20 protein-coding genes are annotated in these 17,711 nt (G+C 39.1%); 1 reads left to right on the top strand and 19 read right to left on the bottom strand.

Annotated features, from left to right (window positions below; genetic code table 11):
- Together BK820_RS10860 and BK820_RS10865 are read right to left on the bottom strand one after the other, a co-directional pair.
- A partial coding sequence (locus BK820_RS10860; RefSeq protein WP_143045194.1) for a BapA/Bap/LapF family prefix-like domain-containing protein occupies positions 1-723 on the bottom strand: 723 nt, incomplete at its 3' end.
- 535 nt (positions 724-1,258) lie between these two features.
- Positions 1,259-1,909, bottom strand: coding sequence for an HAD-IA family hydrolase (locus tag BK820_RS10865; RefSeq protein WP_071320919.1), 651 nt, complete (start codon positions 1,907-1,909; stop codon positions 1,259-1,261).
- A 93-nt stretch (positions 1,910-2,002) separates the two neighbouring features.
- Here BK820_RS10865 and BK820_RS10870 point away from each other — a divergent pair, with 93 nt between their 5' ends.
- Positions 2,003-2,773 (top strand): hydroxymethylpyrimidine/phosphomethylpyrimidine kinase, encoded by a 771-nt coding sequence (locus BK820_RS10870; protein WP_071320920.1) that lies wholly within the window; start codon positions 2,003-2,005, stop codon positions 2,771-2,773.
- Between the two features lie 129 nt (positions 2,774-2,902).
- Here the strand turns inward: BK820_RS10870 and BK820_RS10875 are convergent, their stop codons facing one another.
- The 17 genes from BK820_RS10875 to acnD form a co-directional block, all read right to left on the bottom strand.
- Positions 2,903-3,352 carry a YybH family protein gene (locus BK820_RS10875; protein ID WP_071320921.1) on the bottom strand — a complete coding sequence of 150 codons (450 nt, stop codon included), beginning with the start codon at positions 3,350-3,352 and terminating at the stop codon, positions 2,903-2,905.
- A gap of 327 nt (positions 3,353-3,679) precedes the next feature.
- Positions 3,680-4,042, bottom strand: a complete 363-nt coding sequence (locus tag BK820_RS10880) for a 5-carboxymethyl-2-hydroxymuconate Delta-isomerase (protein WP_071320922.1) — start codon at positions 4,040-4,042, stop codon at positions 3,680-3,682.
- Between the two features lie 140 nt (positions 4,043-4,182).
- Positions 4,183-4,521, bottom strand: coding sequence for a zinc ribbon domain-containing protein YjdM (locus tag BK820_RS10885; protein WP_071320923.1), 339 nt, complete (start codon positions 4,519-4,521; stop codon positions 4,183-4,185).
- 228 nt (positions 4,522-4,749) lie between these two features.
- Positions 4,750-5,133 carry a ribonuclease E inhibitor RraB gene (locus tag BK820_RS10890; RefSeq protein ID WP_004814565.1) on the bottom strand — a complete coding sequence of 128 codons (384 nt, stop codon included), beginning with the start codon at positions 5,131-5,133 and terminating at the stop codon, positions 4,750-4,752.
- 239 nt (positions 5,134-5,372) lie between these two features.
- The gene (locus BK820_RS10895; RefSeq protein WP_071320924.1) at positions 5,373-6,308 is read right to left on the bottom strand and encodes an SNIPE associated domain-containing protein; all 936 of its coding nucleotides are present in this window, start codon (positions 6,306-6,308) and stop codon (positions 5,373-5,375) included.
- Positions 6,309-6,459: 151 nt separating this feature from the next.
- Positions 6,460-7,619, bottom strand: a protein-coding gene (locus tag BK820_RS10900) for an IS3 family transposase (protein WP_143045195.1) whose coding sequence is annotated in 2 segments (ribosomal slippage) — positions 6,460-7,385 and positions 7,385-7,619 — 1,161 coding nt in all. Because the reading frame shifts where the segments join, the coding sequence is not laid out codon by codon here.
- 527 nt (positions 7,620-8,146) lie between these two features.
- Complete coding sequence (locus BK820_RS10910; protein ID WP_071320926.1) at positions 8,147-8,812, bottom strand: RluA family pseudouridine synthase; 666 nt, start codon at positions 8,810-8,812, stop codon at positions 8,147-8,149.
- 165 nt (positions 8,813-8,977) lie between these two features.
- On the bottom strand, positions 8,978-9,691 hold the full coding sequence (locus BK820_RS10915; protein WP_071320927.1) for an SIMPL domain-containing protein: 714 nt from the start codon (positions 9,689-9,691) through the stop codon (positions 8,978-8,980).
- Positions 9,692-9,831: 140 nt separating this feature from the next.
- The gene (locus BK820_RS10920) at positions 9,832-10,071 is read right to left on the bottom strand and encodes a DUF6868 family protein (protein ID WP_004891620.1); all 240 of its coding nucleotides are present in this window, start codon (positions 10,069-10,071) and stop codon (positions 9,832-9,834) included.
- A gap of 524 nt (positions 10,072-10,595) precedes the next feature.
- Complete coding sequence (locus BK820_RS10925) at positions 10,596-10,853, bottom strand: hypothetical protein (protein WP_071320928.1); 258 nt, start codon at positions 10,851-10,853, stop codon at positions 10,596-10,598.
- A 129-nt stretch (positions 10,854-10,982) separates the two neighbouring features.
- Positions 10,983-11,681 (bottom strand): hypothetical protein, encoded by a 699-nt coding sequence (locus BK820_RS10930; protein WP_071320929.1) that lies wholly within the window; start codon positions 11,679-11,681, stop codon positions 10,983-10,985.
- A gap of 144 nt (positions 11,682-11,825) precedes the next feature.
- A complete protein-coding gene (locus BK820_RS10935; protein ID WP_004814551.1) occupies positions 11,826-12,038 on the bottom strand; it encodes a hypothetical protein in 213 nt (70 codons plus the stop codon).
- 188 nt (positions 12,039-12,226) lie between these two features.
- Positions 12,227-12,805 (bottom strand): DUF4126 domain-containing protein, encoded by a 579-nt coding sequence (locus BK820_RS10940; protein ID WP_071320930.1) that lies wholly within the window; start codon positions 12,803-12,805, stop codon positions 12,227-12,229.
- A gap of 125 nt (positions 12,806-12,930) precedes the next feature.
- A complete protein-coding gene (locus BK820_RS15585; protein WP_262467878.1) occupies positions 12,931-13,128 on the bottom strand; it encodes a zinc ribbon-containing protein in 198 nt (65 codons plus the stop codon).
- A 58-nt stretch (positions 13,129-13,186) separates the two neighbouring features.
- A complete protein-coding gene (locus BK820_RS10945; protein WP_071320931.1) occupies positions 13,187-13,894 on the bottom strand; it encodes a DarT1-associated NADAR antitoxin family protein in 708 nt (235 codons plus the stop codon).
- 10 nt (positions 13,895-13,904) lie between these two features.
- The gene (locus BK820_RS10950; RefSeq protein WP_071320932.1) at positions 13,905-14,549 is read right to left on the bottom strand and encodes a DarT ssDNA thymidine ADP-ribosyltransferase family protein; all 645 of its coding nucleotides are present in this window, start codon (positions 14,547-14,549) and stop codon (positions 13,905-13,907) included.
- 38 nt (positions 14,550-14,587) lie between these two features.
- Positions 14,588-17,194 carry a Fe/S-dependent 2-methylisocitrate dehydratase AcnD gene (gene acnD / locus BK820_RS10955; protein ID WP_071320933.1) on the bottom strand — a complete coding sequence of 869 codons (2,607 nt, stop codon included), beginning with the start codon at positions 17,192-17,194 and terminating at the stop codon, positions 14,588-14,590.
- Between the last annotated feature and the right edge of the window lie 517 nt (positions 17,195-17,711).

The raw sequence follows: 17,711 nt of genomic DNA on the forward strand, positions 1-17,711 counted from the left end.
ATTTTCATTGGCATCATTCACTGGTGGTAACGTAATTGGATCATTGATGTCATCCAAGCGATCTTGCAGATCGTCTTTGTCAGCACCATCCGGTAATACATTAACTGCATCCTGTGCTTTGTTCTTGGCTTCCGCGGCTGCATCAATTGCATCTTGAACTGCTTGTTGTTCTTCAGGGGTAATCAGGCCATCTTGTTGTGCTTGTTCTAGTATTTCTAATGCATTCTGATAGGTTGTTTCAGCTTGAGATACTAGCCTTTCAGCATTATCCACTGGATTTATTGGGGTAGAATCTTTTGAATTACTTGACCCACCCGATCCACCTACCGCAGCTGCAATTCCCCCAACAGCTAATGCTCCACCAATCCAAGGTAGTAAGTCAGTTGCCCCTCCTCCAAGGAGAGCCTCCTCAGTGATCGGATTGTATTTAACTAGTAATTGACCTGAACTGTCGGTAAATTCTGCCCAGTACAGCTCGCCATTATTCCCTTCAAAAACAAGTAAACTTTCATTCACCGCGGGGTCAAAATAATTTTCTACAACAATTTTTTCACCATTTTTAAGTGTGATAACTGCCGCATTTCCTTCTCTTAAAATATTGGCAACATCCTCTATTTTGACGCCAATTTTAACTACGGAATTTTGATTTAATATAACCGAATCGGCATTTAAACTTTGAATAATTTGTCCATTATTCTTAGCCAATATATCAATGCTAGCCATGAGAGAAACTCCTGAATATTCTTATGATGAGTCGTGCCGTGTATAATTCCCAACCAGCTCTTCATAGCAGGAGTAAATCCAAGTTAAAACCATAAAATAAGTAAGATTTTATTATTATTATGTAGTAATTTTAAATTGAAGTTTAATTTTATTAATTAATATGATTTAAGCTATTGATTTATATTTATATACAATTTATTGATGAATTATATTAGAAAATTTATATTAATTTTATTATTATGTATTTCAATTATTTATATTAAATTATAAGCTTTTATATCTAGTTAATTGTATATTTGTAAATTAATTACACTTAACAACAAATAAGTTACTTGATGTAACACATGAATTACAAATTTATAAACAGGTTATTAATCCACTATTTAATAGCTTAAATTTAATATAATAAGTTTATAATTTAATTTACTCTTTATATAAATATGTTAATTAAATAACTAGAAAATAATCTCGAATCATGAAATATAAATCGAGATTATTTTAAATATACAAAGCGTAGAATTTTAAAATATAAAAATTATTTACCTAGACAATCAAAAACTTCATTAAAGCGTTGAATCTGAAATTTGGGCTCAGCTTGAGCAAATTCTTCTGGTGAACCATAGCCATAGGTGACTGCAATAGTTTCTATCCCATTACGTCTAGCACCAAAAATGTCATGCTCACGATCTCCCACCATGATACAAGTAGCTGGATCTAACTGCTCTTGCTGCAAGATGTATTCGATCAGGTCACCTTTGTTGGTACGATCACCATTTAGCTCACTGCCATAAATGCCTTTAAAATATTGATCTAGCTCAAAGTGTTCAAGAATCTGTCGTGCATAAACGGTGGGTTTAGCAGTCGCAAGAAATAGTCGATATCCACGGCGTTTGAGTTCAGCTAAAGTTTCAGCCACCTCAGGAAAGACTTTATTTTCATACAGTCCGGTGACTGCAAAACGTTCCCGATAGGCTTCTAGTGCCTGCTCTGCCAGCACGTGATTGCTTGCAACGTTCAGAATTTTAGCGAGTGAGGCTTTAAGCGGTGGTCCAATAATCCAGTCAATATTGGTATCAGGATGAATAGGATGACCAATTTTTTCCAAGCCATAACGTGCTGAAGTGGTAATCCCTACTTTAGGATCAGTTAAGGTTCCATCCAGATCAATCAGGATATTCTGAATCACCACAGTCCTCCGGTTACTTCGATGCAAATGGGTATCGAGTGTTCATGAAATTTTGCCTATACTAACGCAAATCTAGAGTTTAAGGACATCGTTTTGCGCCCTACCGTACTATGCTTTTCAGGTTTGGATCCTTCAGGTGGAGCAGGTCTCCAGGCTGATATTGAAGCTATTGGCCAAAGCGGGGCTCATGCTGCAATAGCCTGTACCGCCCTTACTATTCAGAACTCTCAACAGGTATTTGGCTTTGAAGCGACATCAAAAAGCCTATTGCTTGCACAAGCTCATGCGGTAGTCGGTGACTTGCCCATCCGTGGTGTCAAATCCGGCATGCTTGGTACTACCGACAATATTGCAGCCCTAGCCGAGTTTCTTGCTGAGCATCCTGAATATTTTTATGTGCTTGATCCGGTACTTGTCGCGAACAGTGGTGGCTCATTGGGAGATCAGGCAACCTTGGTCAAGGCTTTTACCCAATTGATCCCTCATGCAACTATTATTACACCGAACACAGTGGAATTGCGTGCACTGACAGGTGAGCAGGATCTGGAACTTGCGACACAAAAACTGTTTGCCATGGGTGCCAAAGCTATACTGGTCAAAGGAGGTCATGAGGATACTCCCGATTATATCCAGAACAGTTTATATATTCAGGGTGAACTGGTGAACCAGACCCGTTGTGCTCGTCTGAAGGGTGAATATCATGGTTCAGGCTGTTCACTGGCCAGTTTCATTGCCGGTCGTTTAGCATTAGGCGATCAGCTCAAGACTGCCGTACAGCATGCTGAAACCTGGTTATTCGGTGTATTAAAAAATGCTGAAACCCCTATCCCTAATGGACAGAAAATTCCAAAACGCTTTGGTTAATACTCATTCTGCAAATAAAAAGAGCCTAAATCATTCAGGCTCTTTTTTTATTGGAATTCAACTGAACATTGCCCTATAGTAGAGAACTTAAATAGCGAATGAATTCATATAAATAATGTCATTATAGATTTAAATAGTTAGCTCTAATACTTTCATGCTATGTGTTTCAATCTCTACCGGTACCGAAATATGCTGATGCACCATTTTCCATTGCCCTTGTTCCTTTTTCAAACATAAGCTAGTACGACACCATTTCACGGATGGAAGCCACTTTACTTTTTCAGCACTTGCTGGTGTAAGTTTGACATAACCATGAATGAAAGCTAAATGAGGCTCTACGTGGATTGTCACGTCATGTCGCTGTATGGTCACTCCATGCAGCATATAAGGCTTGTAAAGATTCCATTTCTGTTCATAAGCTTCCAGACCATGAACTTCTGTACTTAAATCAAAAAACCTGACATCTGATACACACAACTTAAGCACATTCTGAATATCCAAGCCTGTTATTGCACTATCCCATTCATGTAATAAATCAACTATTTCTCTACCTAAAGATGCGTCCCCGAATATTTTCATCTCTATTCTCTTATATTTTTTAAATGGTCAAATAATCACTGCAATCTGCCCCGACAGAAGGACATAGATTTTTTTTAGAATTACAGCAAAAAAACCTTAACTAGTTAAGATCATCAAATATATTAAAAGCCCCATAAAATTCATTTTTTAAAGATCATTTTATTGTTAGCTAAACAACTTCCATAAAACTTGAGAAGGAACCTAGTTAATTTAAGCCTATTTAAGTTATTTTTCACTGTTTGCTAGATTTTATTTGTGTCACAACATAACAATCCCGAAAAATAATACTTATAATTTCAACAACATACAAGTATTGTTAAACTAAAGTTAAATAAAGGCTTTACTATAACAGTCCTTTGGCATTTCTATGATTTCTACACAGAGCTGTATTGTCAAACCCTGCTGGGCTGGTAGATGCTGTCGTAGCACTGCTAAGACACACTGGGAAATTGCCTGTTTCAATTCAGGACTACGCCCCGACAATAAGGATACTTTTGCATGTACATAGGCCTGAGTGGTATTCAAATCCAGTCCAATCACATAATTCTGCTGACAAATTGCCCGGCTTTTTAAATCATTCGGATCCTGAATATAATTTGCAGTATATAAGGCCTGGTGAATCTTAAGCAGCATCGGCTTGACCTCCAGATTCTGGATATTATCTGAATATTCAATATGAAGATGAGGCATGAGGTTTTATTTACTCAGTATTTTTTCTTGATTATGCCCCGTCTGAAATAAAATGTAAGCCAAGGCAGGTGATGACGGCCTATTTTTTAAACCGCCATTCTGGTTCAAACTTTAATAGATTAAAACAGATCAGGACTGGATTATGCTTTTTTCACATATTCAGACTTGAGCTTCATTGCGCCAATACCCTCAATTTTACAGTCAATATCATGACCATCTGCTGCATCTGGCAACAGGCGAATACTTTTTACTTTAGTTCCAACTTTCACCACAGATGAGGAACCTTTAATTTTCAGGTCTTTGATCACTGTTACACTATCACTATCAGCAAGAACATTACCATTGGCATCCTTAATGATTAGCTGCTCTTCTGTATCTTCACCCTCTTTCCATTCATGCGAACATTCAGGACAAATCAGTAAATCCCCATCTTCGTAGGTGTATTCAGACTGGCATTTTGGACAATGGGGTAGACTCATAAGAACCTCAAAAATAAAAATAAAAATAAGAAATGAATAAATTAAAAAATCATTATAGCATTTTATACCTTATATTTTATATGGATTTAATTTCTACAATTCCTCTATTCGTTTTAAATAATATCAGTTTGAATTATTCATTAATAAACTGTTGATTAACCAGAAGAAAAAGCCCAGACGGGCTGGGCTTATACTCTTCATTCTGTGTTATAAAAATTTTGTTTAGCTTTAACTGGTCAAAGGCGTATCATCATCGTCGATGTCGTCATATACATAAGCCATACAGCCCCAACCATCATAAACGCCACCAAATTCACTCGCGATTTTGGTAAACCATTGCTCCAGATCAACAATATCTTCGTAGCTCGGTTCCATATAAACGAAAATCGTGATCACCCACTCGAGTGTATCGCTTTCTTCATCCTGGAACAGGCTGATTTTCTGTTCTTCTTTTAATAGATGCAAAGCACAGCGATCAGCCTGAGATTCTTCATTAAATGCAATCGAAAATTCAATTTCATGTGCTTCAGTCAGATCATCGCCATCCTGAAACATCTGCCAGAGTACATTGCCATTTTCATCATCCGGGAACTGCTGATAATCACGTGACATAGGGCTGTCCTTATTATGCTGCCGTTTTATTATACAAATTAGATTAGCTGATTTTTATACAGGATACGATAGGAAAAATAACATTTTTTACAGTTTTTAAATGACTGATTTTATATATCAAATCGATTTTTTATTTTTAAACTATCTCTTTAACTTTTAACTGGTAGAGATACTTTTGACTGCTTATTTTGGAGATATTTTCATCCTCATTTTACGCCTAATTTTTTTGACTAAGCGGCTTAAGCCTGGTGAATAACTTTTCCTGGTGTTTTCTTTAATTCCAGAAGTAAGGCTGCAAACTTGAGCTCTTGCAAACGTAAATCCAGATACGATTGCTGAATGCGAGCCTGACTTAAATCCTGCCCTTTATGATTAATTAAATAAAAATCATCTTGCAGCGCCTGTAGCATCTGTCCCAGATTATCTGCAGTTAAACGAGACAGATACAGGTCGGCACGGCTGTTAAAGGCCAGACTGATCATATCCATGGTGGTATTACGGCGATCTTCATCGACATAGTTGCATTGCGCAACTTTTTTGTCTCGAATCGCCTGCTCAATTTGCTCACGAATATCCTGTAAATGTCTTGCAGTATCTTGCTCCTGATAACCCTCTATTAATTCAGTCAAAACATCTTTAGCTGCTAGCGAGAATCCATACTGATAACCATGAATTTTATGCTCTAAGGCAGTAACCACATCCTGCAAGCGATATTCTTCTTGTGCCTGTTTATAATAACGTTGCAGTTTTTCCCGTGCCTGCTGATCAACCTTTTGAATTGCCTTAGCCTGATAACCCTCTATAAATGCCTTCACCCGCTCGATATAGCCTTTAATATCATCCACCATGATTGAAGCATCAACCTTGGTCATTTCTACAAAATTTTCAGCCTGTAAGGTACGGTTAATGACATATTGTTCAATTTCGCAGATCTCCTGGTATTTCTTATATTTTTCTAAAGTCGTGCGTAAACTACTGATCTGCACGCGTAGCTGGGACAACTCGTACTCACTATCTTCTACCTGTTGTTCATAATCAGTCAGTTTATGACGTGCATGATCCAGATTGTCCTGTAAAACATCGAGGTTTCCACGCAGGGATTTTAATTTGTTTAGTGTGACTGCAAGTACGCCAGATAGTATCCCCACCAGAACGAATAAAATAATACTTAACATCGTCCGTGCCCTAATTAAAAAAATAAAATAAGAAAAATGCTTTAAATCAAACCAAAGAACTTATGAAAGATTCTTATTTTGCACTGATTTTCTTAAAAATCCTATCACTAGAATTAGGTATAAATATTTAATAATACTGATATTTTTGATCCTAGACAGTATCGTGGACAACCGATCCCTCTAAATTCTTGAAATATTTCTGTTCAAAGGCTTCTGGACTTAACCAGCCATTTGCAGAATGCCTTCTGATTCGATTGTAGTAAACTTCAATATACTCAAACAAGATAGCATTTGCCTCTTTTCTCGTAGAAAATACACTGCCATGTACTACATGCCCCTTCAGGGTATGGAAGAAGCTTTCGGTCACTGCATTGTCCCAACAGTTTCCTCGTCTAGACATGCTTTGAATACAGTTATTCGTCAATAATAGCGCCCTAAAATCACGACTACAGTACTGACTACCTTGATCCGAATGCACCATGACACTCGTTGGATAACCCTGACGAGCCATTGCATAATTAAACGCATCACACACCAATTGGCGGTCTATTCGATGGCTGGTTTGCCAACCCACAATACGACGGCTGAATAGATCTAGCATCACACATAAATACAGCCAGCCTTCTTTAGTGCGGATATAGGTAATATCCGTTGTCCAAACTTTATTAGGCTGAGTAACTGTAAATTGGCGATCCAACAAATTTGGTGCTGTAGACAAACGATGATTTGAATCAGTCGTATGCTTGTATTTACGTGTAATCCTACTACATAAACCAAGCTTTTTTAGCATCCTTCCAACGGTACGTTCGCTCATGCGATAACCTAAATCACGCATGTCATGTACCAATGACGGTGCACCCAAGCGCGCATGATGCTGCCAATATACAACTTTTAAATCATTGTATTTCTGCGCTGTATTGGTCTGGCGTTTTCGCCAGGCATAATAGCCTGAAGTGCTGACATCTAGGCATTTACAGACAGAAGACACAGTGACTTCATTCACATCCATATCTTGAATTACCGTGTACTTTTCTTGGCATGATCTGTCAGAAAGTACACATGCGCTTTTTTTAAGATGTGATTGGCTTCCTTGAGCTGTTTGACTTCTTTCTCTAATTCCAAGATCCGCTGTTGTTCAGGAGAAAGTTGACGTTTGCTTGAACCTACTGGATTGGCTTCACGAATCCATTTATCTAAGGTTGAATAACCCACACCTAATTTATGGGCGATTGCAGCTATAGGCTCGTGGGAGTTTGAAAGTGCATGATCAATTGCTTGCTGTTTAAATTCTGGACTAAAGCGTTTAGCCATTTCTTGGATCTCCAAAGATTGAAGTTACGTTATCTTTAGAGGGACATGCTGTCCATTATTTTGGCTAGGATCATTTTGTTGAATCTTATTGCTTTATCTCTTGAAATCTTGCCGGAATAAAAATATTAAAGCTTTAAGTATGAATTAACTTATAAGATAGACAGCAAGTTATTGAATTTAATTAAATAATTATTATATTCTTAATTTTTATCAAAATTAAAATATAATATTGTTTGATAACATAGATTTAAATTTACCAAATTTTGATCTTTTTAAAAATTTAATTTTCTTCATGAGACAGTATTAAGATAGGTAAACTTATAAATTTACATAGTTCAACAAAGCACATAACTATATTTAAACTAATGCTTTTTAGATCAAAAAATAAGTAAATTTGGAGAATTAAAGAAAAAATATGAAATATTTTCTCACACTTTATACAACGCAATAGATGAGTAAAGTGTTCTGCATTCATTCCAGAAATTCAAATATTATTTAATAAAACATGGAGTCGAAACTAGAAAATATTAAAAAGGCACACTACCGTGAATTTCTACCGGTTTATCACTTAAGGGCTGGGTAAATGCAAGATAACTGGCATGCAGGGCCATACGTTGCAGCGGACTGCGCAGTGGTTCGGGGTGATAAATTTTATCGCCAGTAATCGGATGACCAATATGCATCATATGTACACGCAGTTGATGTGAACGCCCGGTAATCGGCATTAATAAGACACGGCTAATATCTTGTGCCACATCATAATCCAACACTTGATACAGGGTTTTAGAGGGCTTGCCCAGTTCCGTATGTACCATCTGACGTGGCCGATTTTCCCAGTCAGTGATGAGTGGGGCATTAACTTCACCCTCACCGACCAGTTTGCCTTGTACCAAAGCGATATAATGCTTATTCACTGTACGTGCCTGAAACATTTTACTGACTGCCACTTCTGCATCACGATGCTTGGCAAACATCAGAATTCCGGAAGTAGCCATATCCAGGCGATGGGTAATTCGTGCTTCCGGAAATTGCTCGCACACACGTAAATAAGCGCTGTCATGATGCTCTGGCAGACGACCCGGCACCGACAACAACCCTGCCGGTTTTTCAATCACCACCAGATCCTCATCTTCATAGAGAATTTTAATCGGATCTTGAGGTGGGCAGTAAACAAAGTTATCGTTTAGTGGCATGGCGCAATTGCATGGGGAGAAAGATGCGCAAAATAACAATGTCAATTCAGTGTGTCAATCTGAACGTTTACAGGAAGTTGATTTAAGGAGGTTATACTCGGCTTGCGACTTGGCCAGCCGGGTTTAAGCTGCTCAGATCGTACTGCTGAATTGCTTCCGGTCAATTTAATCTGCCAGATAGTAATCGACTGTAGATACGACACGAACTTTTTTAAGATAGGGTGTATTACTGTCGCGATCTTCAATACTGAACAGACCCTGATTAGCAGTTTTGATTTTTCCTAGACGACTTTGTGAATCAGCTGCAAATTTTTCTGCCACGCTCCGAGCATTTTGTGTGGCCTGTTCAATCATCGCTGGTTTAATGTCATTCAAGCCAGTAAATAGATACTCAGTTCGTTGTCCAGAATCATCGCCACCAAAGGCAATGCCCTTTTTACCCAGTTCTGCTAAACGGGTTTGTGCTGCCCGTACTGCATCAATATTATGGGTATATACGGTAATGGTTTGATGTGCGGTATAACGCAGGGCAACATTGGCATCACCGCCATACTGCTGTGCATATTTATCTGTGGTGACGGGTGCTCCCGTGGTAATTTCTTCGGCTTTAAAGCCTTCACCTTTCAGGAAAGTCTGGATTTGCTGGGTTTGTAGTTCCATCACGTCATAAAGCTGAGCCAGATCCTGACTGGCCGAACTAAAACGAATCGGCCAGACCGCGACATTTGCCTTAACTTCACGTTCAGACAGGCCTTTGACCGAGACAATCCGTTCATACTGTTTGATCTTGACGGCACTATTCCCCAGAATCCATCCCGCTATAATCATTCCTAAGCCGATGAGTGCACCTAAAATCAGGGCGGGTTTAAACTGATTCATTTGCCTGAGCTCCTTTTAGCGATGTTGTTGTTTTTAGTTGGATAATTTTAATAAGTTAAACTGGGTCTTTGAGATTACTATTCGACCACAGGTTAAAATCACGTTAATGAAAGATTCAAATCTATTATTTCTCTGTATGTTCACATCAGATATAAAGCCAATAAAGGCACTAGATTAAATAGAAAAATACCAATCTTATAGAGTGCCATACCTGCATAATGAATGGCATCGAAGGTTGAGTCTGATAGCTGGAACCATTTTCCATGCAACTGTTTGACCCAATCATGGGCAAAGACAATGATCAGGAACCAGAATATTAATATGCTGTAATTAACGAACAATGCATACAGTAAAAATTGCCGCCAGAAATCAAGCTCCATCGTGATTCCCCTAAAGGATACGGTTCAATTTCCAGACTAGCATAAATTGACTGAATAAAAAGAAATGGCGGATATAACACTGTTAAGGAGATTTGAATAGAAGAGTTATTTTTATATTTTCTAATGGGTTTTACTGGAGAATTTTTTAGGGTGTTGGGAAAACTCGCGATGGTTTACTTCAACTATCAATCTTTGTAAGAATTGATCTTATAGCCTACAAACTTCTGGTTCATAGCGTCCTAAGCCGGATCAAGACCTTTTGGGTAAGTACTGCTCTCGCGTTTTGCGCCGCTCACAGCATGCTACTCTTTCCGATCCCGTCACACCCTTGAGAAATATATTAGCCTTGAGCGTACGGAATTAATTTCCTATGTTTTTATCATTTTTCTAATTTTTGAAAAATTATTCCGATTTAAAAGACAATTCAGAGAAATAAATCTCATTGGCTCATTTTTATGACGTTTTATTTTAAAAAAATGAGCTTTATTGGAATTTTATTTACCCCTTTTCTCCTTTTTTTCACTTTAAAAAGTTCCCTGCAACCATTGTGCAGTAAACCACCAGCCACTCATGGCACACATCCCGGACATGATAATTGCCAGTACTTTATTCATTTTGCTTAATTCAGATGTCAGTACTTTCAGATTGATCAGATAAGCCAGCGCAAAATAGATCAGCCCAATTGCACCACAAAAAGGCACAAATATGAGCGACCAGGCCGCACAGACATGTGCAGAAAGCGGTAGTTTCGGGGATTCAGAAACGTGGTTGGTCATATCCATACTCATTTGCACTCTTTATCGTGCATAAAAGTGCACTAAATTAAGTCAAAGCTCTGCGATTAGATGAAGCTTTGCATCCTCGTATTAAATAAATTGCAAAATGTGCGCCAATTTCAGGCAGTTAGATATTTAAAATGTAAGTTGATCAAAGTCTTTAATTTTAGATAAGTAAATAGGTGACTTTTTATGCACTGAATGCGTTTCTTTATATTTTGGGTTGCGCTCCGGATCCGTGATTAGGTTTTTACTATAGATTTTTTTGCCAGTCAGCAGATTAAAGCTGGTTTTCGACTCAAGTAAAGGACCATGATGAGAAAACTGGTCATAACCAATCAGTCGCATATCCTGATTCTGAAGACGGAATTTATAGCTCCAATAGCCATAACGTCCATGCTGATACGTAAGCTGCAGTAGTCCTTTGTTAATTTCAGGCACCAGTTCAGGTGGATAGTACACCCCACCATCTTCCTGATCCGAGCTGAAACAGTTCAGGTTTTGCAGAAACTGTTTATAAGTGTTCTTGTCCTTTTGCCCCAAAAGAACAATGATACCTCGGCGGTTCCGGTCTAAGGTTCCACGATATTCATCTTTAACTAAAGCTTTAGGATCTGTAGCTTTGACAATCAGTACAGCATCTGGCACACCATCTTTATTCAAGTCACCTTTTACTACTTCAAAGAAAGAATAGTTTTTAGGGACATAGGCTTGAAAAGTTTTTTGATCTTGTTGTGACTGGCGCTGTTGGGGCTTTAAAGCTTGTTGCGCTACGGCTGCATTCGAGATCAATATGGTTGCACTGAAAAAAACTGCAAGTTTTGCTATTTTCATTTTCCTGATCTCATATGTATAGGCACATGTTGCTTATTATTTTTAACATAGAAAGATGAAAGCTGAAACAAAATGACCCTACACAATGGCAGGGTCAAAAATCTCAACATCATATTCATTTTTAATTACTGATTGATTCATGAGTTATGCCTTGCAGCATTTTTCACAACCGGTCACTTTCTCTCTAGGCCAGTTCATGCGCGCACGCTTATACGCCAGTTCATAATTGGCAAAATAACCAATCAGAATCTGAGCATTAGGATCAGGCAAGTCTTCACACCCCATCGTTGAATTATGGATCAGATGTGCACCATTGTCTGTCGTATGCTCATCAATCACAAACTTGATCATATCCATGCAAACTCCCCATATTCTTTTTTATAAAGGTAGGGATTAAAACCATAATAAAAGTATGTATTTATTAATCCCATACTAAAAATTATGCCTTTAATGAATAAAAATCAATCACTTTTTAGAGTTTTTTTAGTCCTTTCACATGAACTTACTATTTAGTTTTAGATTTATAAAACAGTGACTTAGAGGATTTATGCTATACCAGTATCAGCTTTTTTTTTCTTGATCTGTTTAAACCAGCGTACAAACCAGATGGCAGCAATAATTAATACTATCACCAGCATTACAGGTGCCAAGAAGGATAAAATTGAAATCAAGATCGCACTGACCCACTCCCCCGTAGAAATGACCGGATTTCCTACTCCACCGGTGGTGGTAGTTGATAAACCTCGCAAAGCCACCGTACCAAATTGTACTGCTCCGGCGGTGCCTCCACCTACAATTAATGCGGTTGCCCAAGCTATAAACTGCGACATTTCCCCACTACTTACTGCCATCGTAGATACGGTTCCAGCAATGACAGCTGCGGGGGTAGCAATAATATCAAGGATATTATCCACCCAGGGAATATAGTAAGCGATGATTTCACATAAGGTCGCGATGCCCAGTGTCAAACAAACCGAGGGTAATGCCAGCCAGCCGAAGCCCTGGATCGGTTCAAACCAGTTCAGATTACAAGCGATACTCATGACCAGCAAAGGTGCAAATATACGGAAGCCACACGCTGCACTGAGTCCAATACCAATACATAAACCGAGGATCGTTTCCATACTGCACTCCAAACCTGTTTGTGGCGATGGGTGATTTTCTTTCTCTCTAAAATAGCAAAAAGCCCTATGGGGTAATAGGGCTTTTATTTAAAACAGGTTTTTCTGTTTTATTTTTTTGCTGTAGCTTAGGCAACCTTATCGTTATATTGGGTGCCTTGGCATTTGGTACACGGTGGTAAGCGGTCTGTACCAATTTCTAAGTAAACGCGATGTCCGCATTGAACACAAAAATAGAAACCTGTTCCCGGTTTAGAGCCAGCAATAACCATCTTTGTTCTCCGTTGTTTTAGAAAATGGTCTAAGCAGTATAACTCTGTTGTAATGAATGTCTATTGTCCATTTTTGTAAATGATGATGGCAGATGGGCGAAGTCAATCTTATCTAGAAAAGCAAACCATTACCTGAAGTATTACGAGTATTGATATAAGCATTACTAATTTGAAAATCACTATAAAACTTTAAAAACTCTTTAGGATCTCTAATCTTATCTAACAAATTTCTTTTGAAGAGGGAAACAAACATAGCTATTGAATAGGCCTGACAATTAATTGATTTTTCAGGATTAAACTCAATATCTGTAAATGCTTCATATTCTAATAATTCAGAATGATATTGGGAATTAAACTTTAAAGCATTAATATAAAGCCAATCATAAAAAGCTGTTAAAGGCTCCAATCCCCAATCAATTCCATAAAATGAAAATTTTTTTAACTGTCCTGACATTTTTAATCTTTCATCTTTTTTTGCTTCTCTTGAAGTAACATTCAAAAGATCTAAAAAAGGCCCTCCATATTCAAAAACTTTGCTGCTTTGAAAAGCACATTCAACACTAAAGTTTTTCTGTGACTTTTTATCAAACATCATCAAATTGAAAGCACTTAAAGCTATACCTAAATCTGATTCAGATTTGCTAGAAACTTCCAGAATGTTCTGAATATTCAAACTTTCTCGAATACTCTGGTGCAAAGAATTAATCGACTTCTGCTTTTGTACTACAGCAAACCCAGAATAATATTGAAAATCTATCATTCTAGTATCTACAAGTGTAGAACCAATTGAATTAGCAATAAAAACTGGTCGTTTTGCCATATTTCACCTTCTAAAACCCCCATAGAAATGCTTTTCTAGTATGAAAAACTTGAGAGCCTTCTGCACAATATGCGAATTTAATATGTGGAAACTTTTTTGAAAAAAAACTAATTAGATTTTTATCGCTTAAAATACAACCCTTTAAATAATCAATCGTTACAGTCGAAGGAATCATCACTTCTGCCTGAACATCTGTAGGGTCACAAGGTCTAAGAATATTTTCTCTAGTCTCTGCAGCGTAAGTAAACATTCGTTCTAATGCATTTCCCCCTCTAAAAGAACTTGGGGGTAATCTACTAACATTAGCTGATGCTGCATTTACAGGATAAAATAAGCAGTCATATGCCGTTAATATCTCGGGTTTAAAAACTAAAAGAGCCCATTTACTATCCGGTGTAGCACATCTTAATCGATAAAACATTAGATGATTTGGAAAGCTAATACTAAAGCTACTATGATCTAATTTTCCGTCTGCCCTTACAGTATCATTGAAAATTGAAGTACTACCCACCAAATTACTTCTTGGCACTACCCCATTTAATAAAATGCTACTAAGGTTTTCAACTCTAGAAAAATGAAAAACAGATTTAATTTCTCTTTTATCAATAATTTTTTGAATGTCTTCCAAAATAGTAAAGCCCCCAATTTTTAACATTATTTGGAGGCTATACTATTAAATTTCAAGACTTTTAATTAACTTACATTCCCTTCCAAGAAATCCTGTGCAAAGCGCTGTAGTACTCCACCCGCTTCATAGACAGACACTTCTTCTTCGGTATCCAGACGACAGGTCACAGGTACTTCAATCGTCTGTTCCTTACCATCTTCCGTGGCACGCTCAATCACAAGTGTCAAAGTCGAACGTGGTGCAATATTACCAATCACGCTATACAGTTCAGTACCATCCAGCTTTAGAGTCTTGCGGTCTGTACCCGGCTTAAACTCAAGTGGAAGAACGCCCATACCCACCAGATTGGTACGGTGAATACGCTCAAAACCTTCAGCCACAATCGCTTCTACACCTGCCAGACGCACACCTTTGGCTGCCCAGTCACGACTTGAACCCTGACCATAGTCTTTACCAGCAATCACGATCAAAGGTTGTTTACGGTTCATGTAGGTTTCAATTGCTTCCCACATCCGCATCACTTCGCCTTCTGGTTCCACACGCGCTTTAGAACCCTGCTTAATGGTGCCATCAGAACGGACCACCATTTCGTTATACAACTTAGGATTCGCTAGGGTTGCACGCTGTGCAGTCAGGTGATCGCCACGGTGCGTCGCATAAGAGTTAAAGTCTTCCTCGGGCACACCCATTTTTGCTAAGTATTCACCCGCTGCCGAATCCAACACAATCGCATTCGATGGAGATAAATGATCAGTGGTGATGTTATCGCCAAGGATGGCTAACGGACGCATATTTGCCAGAGTACGCGGTGCAGCCAATGCCCCTTCCCAGTATGGCGGACGGCGGATATAAGTACTTTGCGGACGCCAGTCATACAGCGGACTTGCTGCCTGCTCACGCTCACCCAGATCGAACATTGGAATATACACTTTCTTGAATTGCTCTGGCTTCACTGATTCTTTTACCAGCGCATCAATTTCTTCATCCAATGGCCAGATGTCTTTCAGGTAAATCGGGTTGCCGTCTTTATCGTTGCCTAGTGCATCTTTTTCGATATCAAAACGAATCGTACCGGCAATTGCATAAGCCACGACTAACGGTGGAGATGCCAAGAAAGCCTGTTTTGCATACGGATGGATACGGCCATCGAAGTTTCGGTTACCGGACAATACCGCTGTGGCATACAGGTCACGGTCGATAATTTCCTGCTGAATCTTTGGATCGAGTGCGCCCGACATGCCGTTACAGGTGGTGCAGGCATAAGCCACGATACCAAAGCCGAGTTTTTCCAGATCTTCAAGTACACCTGCTTCTTCCAAGTACAGCGCAGCTGCTTTAGAACCCGGTGCAAAAGATGATTTCACCCATGGCTTACGCACTAAACCAAGCTCATTGGCTTTACGTGCCAATAAACCTGCTGCAACAGTATTACGTGGGTTGGAAGTATTGGTACATGAAGTGATCGCCGCGATGATGATCGCACCATCTGGCATCAGGCCATCGGTACGGTTTTCTACTACCCCGGCAATGCCTTTTTCTTTCAGGTCAGCAGTTGAAACACGCGCATGCGGATTCGATGGACCAGCAATATTACGGGTCACAGTCGACAGGTCAAAACGCAATACACGTGGATATTCAGCTTGTGTCATTTCCGATGACCACAGACCAATTTCCTTGGCATAGCCTTCAACCAGTTTTACTTGTTCTGATTCACGACCAGTCAGGGTCAGATAATCAATGGTGTTTTGATCAATATAGAACATGGCGGCCGTTGCACCATATTCAGGGGTCATATTAGAAATTGTGGCGCGATCACCCACTGACATGCTGTCCGCACCTTCACCAAAGAATTCTAAGTACGCACCCACAACACGTTCCTTACGTAGGAATTCAGTTAAGGCCAAAACGATATCTGTTGCGGTAATGCCCGGTTGACGCTGTCCAACTAACTCTACACCGATAATATCTGGCAGACGCATCCAAGATGCACGGCCCAGCATCACGTTCTCAGCTTCCAGACCACCGACACCAATCGAGATTACGCCCAAGGCATCGGTATGTGGTGTATGCGAGTCTGTACCAACACAAGTGTCCGGGAATGCAACACCGTCACGGTTCTGAATCACCGGTGACATTTTTTCCAGATTGATCTGGTGCATGATGCCGTTACCGGCTGGAATCACATCAACATTTTCAAAAGCCGTTTTGGTCCATTCAATAAAATGGAAACGGTCTTCGTTACGGCGGTCTTCAATCGCACGGTTTTTCTCAAATGCATCCGGATCAAAGCCACCATATTCCACTGCCAGCGAGTGGTCGACAATCAGCTGGGTTGGCACCACCGGATTGACTTTGGAGGGATCACCGCCCTGATCGGCAATCGCATCACGCAGACCGGCAAGATCGACCAGTGCCGTTTGCCCCAAAATGTCATGACATACCACACGGGCTGGATACCACGGGAAATCATGCTCCTGTTTACGCTCAATTAGCTGACGCAGTGACTGTTCCAGAATGGCAGGATCACAACGGCGTACCAACTGCTCTGCCAGCACTTTGGAGGTATAGGGAAGTTTGGCATATGCGCCTGGCTGAATATCTTCAACGGCCTGACGCACGTCGTAATATTCCAGCTGGGTACCTTGCAGTGGTTTACGGTAGTTGTTGTTCATAGCTTACCTGCCTCTTGAATCGTTCTTCTGTACTGCATACTTGTTGTAGATGTTTCACATCGTTTTGCAGGCATAGTACACTGTGGAAAAGCCATTTCCCAAATCTCTTATATTTCATAAACTTATATATAAAAAACAGCGTTTTTGAAATAAATGGATACATATTCTTTAAAAGAATGGCTTTAAATCCTTATTTTTTAGAAAAAAACCGGGCAAATCCTTCTTATTCTTTAGTATAAGAATAGCCTTATAGCTCAAAAAATAGACTTATTTAAGATTAACGGTATGTTTTATTTTTTCATTTAAAGGCAAAAGACGGTTTTTAAATGATCTGAGTTTTTTGGGTAGAAAGAGCACTATTGAATAGATAATTTTTTTGACTCTTTTCCATCTTTGGCAAGATCCTTAGCCTGACAATAAACCATAGCATCAATAAAATTTTCCAAGTTTATTTCTAGCTCTTTTTAATTTTGAGGGAAATACAATATGCGCTTGATACCTGGAAACCTGTAAAGCA

Source organism: Acinetobacter sp. LCT-H3 (genome assembly GCF_001866125.1).
Taxonomy (GTDB): Bacteria; Pseudomonadota; Gammaproteobacteria; order Pseudomonadales; family Moraxellaceae; genus Acinetobacter; species Acinetobacter schindleri.

Coding starts and splice junctions, on each gene's coding strand:
- BK820_RS10875 (WP_071320921.1), bottom strand. CDS start 3,352: ATGAAAATATTCGGGGACGCATCTTTAGGTAGAGAAATAGTTGATTTA.
- BK820_RS10880 (WP_071320922.1), bottom strand. CDS start 4,042: ATGCCTCATCTTCATATTGAATATTCAGATAATATCCAGAATCTGGAG.
- BK820_RS10885 (WP_071320923.1), bottom strand. CDS start 4,521: ATGAGTCTACCCCATTGTCCAAAATGCCAGTCTGAATACACCTACGAA.
- BK820_RS10890 (WP_004814565.1), bottom strand. CDS start 5,133: ATGTCACGTGATTATCAGCAGTTCCCGGATGATGAAAATGGCAATGTA.
- BK820_RS10895 (WP_071320924.1), bottom strand. CDS start 6,308: ATGTTAAGTATTATTTTATTCGTTCTGGTGGGGATACTATCTGGCGTA.
- BK820_RS10910 (WP_071320926.1), bottom strand. CDS start 8,812: ATGCCACTAAACGATAACTTTGTTTACTGCCCACCTCAAGATCCGATT.
- BK820_RS10915 (WP_071320927.1), bottom strand. CDS start 9,691: ATGAATCAGTTTAAACCCGCCCTGATTTTAGGTGCACTCATCGGCTTA.
- BK820_RS10920 (WP_004891620.1), bottom strand. CDS start 10,071: ATGGAGCTTGATTTCTGGCGGCAATTTTTACTGTATGCATTGTTCGTT.
- BK820_RS10925 (WP_071320928.1), bottom strand. CDS start 10,853: ATGGATATGACCAACCACGTTTCTGAATCCCCGAAACTACCGCTTTCT.
- BK820_RS10930 (WP_071320929.1), bottom strand. CDS start 11,681: ATGAAAATAGCAAAACTTGCAGTTTTTTTCAGTGCAACCATATTGATC.
- BK820_RS10935 (WP_004814551.1), bottom strand. CDS start 12,038: ATGGATATGATCAAGTTTGTGATTGATGAGCATACGACAGACAATGGT.
- BK820_RS10940 (WP_071320930.1), bottom strand. CDS start 12,805: ATGGAAACGATCCTCGGTTTATGTATTGGTATTGGACTCAGTGCAGCG.
- BK820_RS10945 (WP_071320931.1), bottom strand. CDS start 13,894: ATGGCAAAACGACCAGTTTTTATTGCTAATTCAATTGGTTCTACACTT.
- BK820_RS10950 (WP_071320932.1), bottom strand. CDS start 14,549: ATGTTAAAAATTGGGGGCTTTACTATTTTGGAAGACATTCAAAAAATT.
- acnD (WP_071320933.1), bottom strand. CDS start 17,194: ATGAACAACAACTACCGTAAACCACTGCAAGGTACCCAGCTGGAATAT.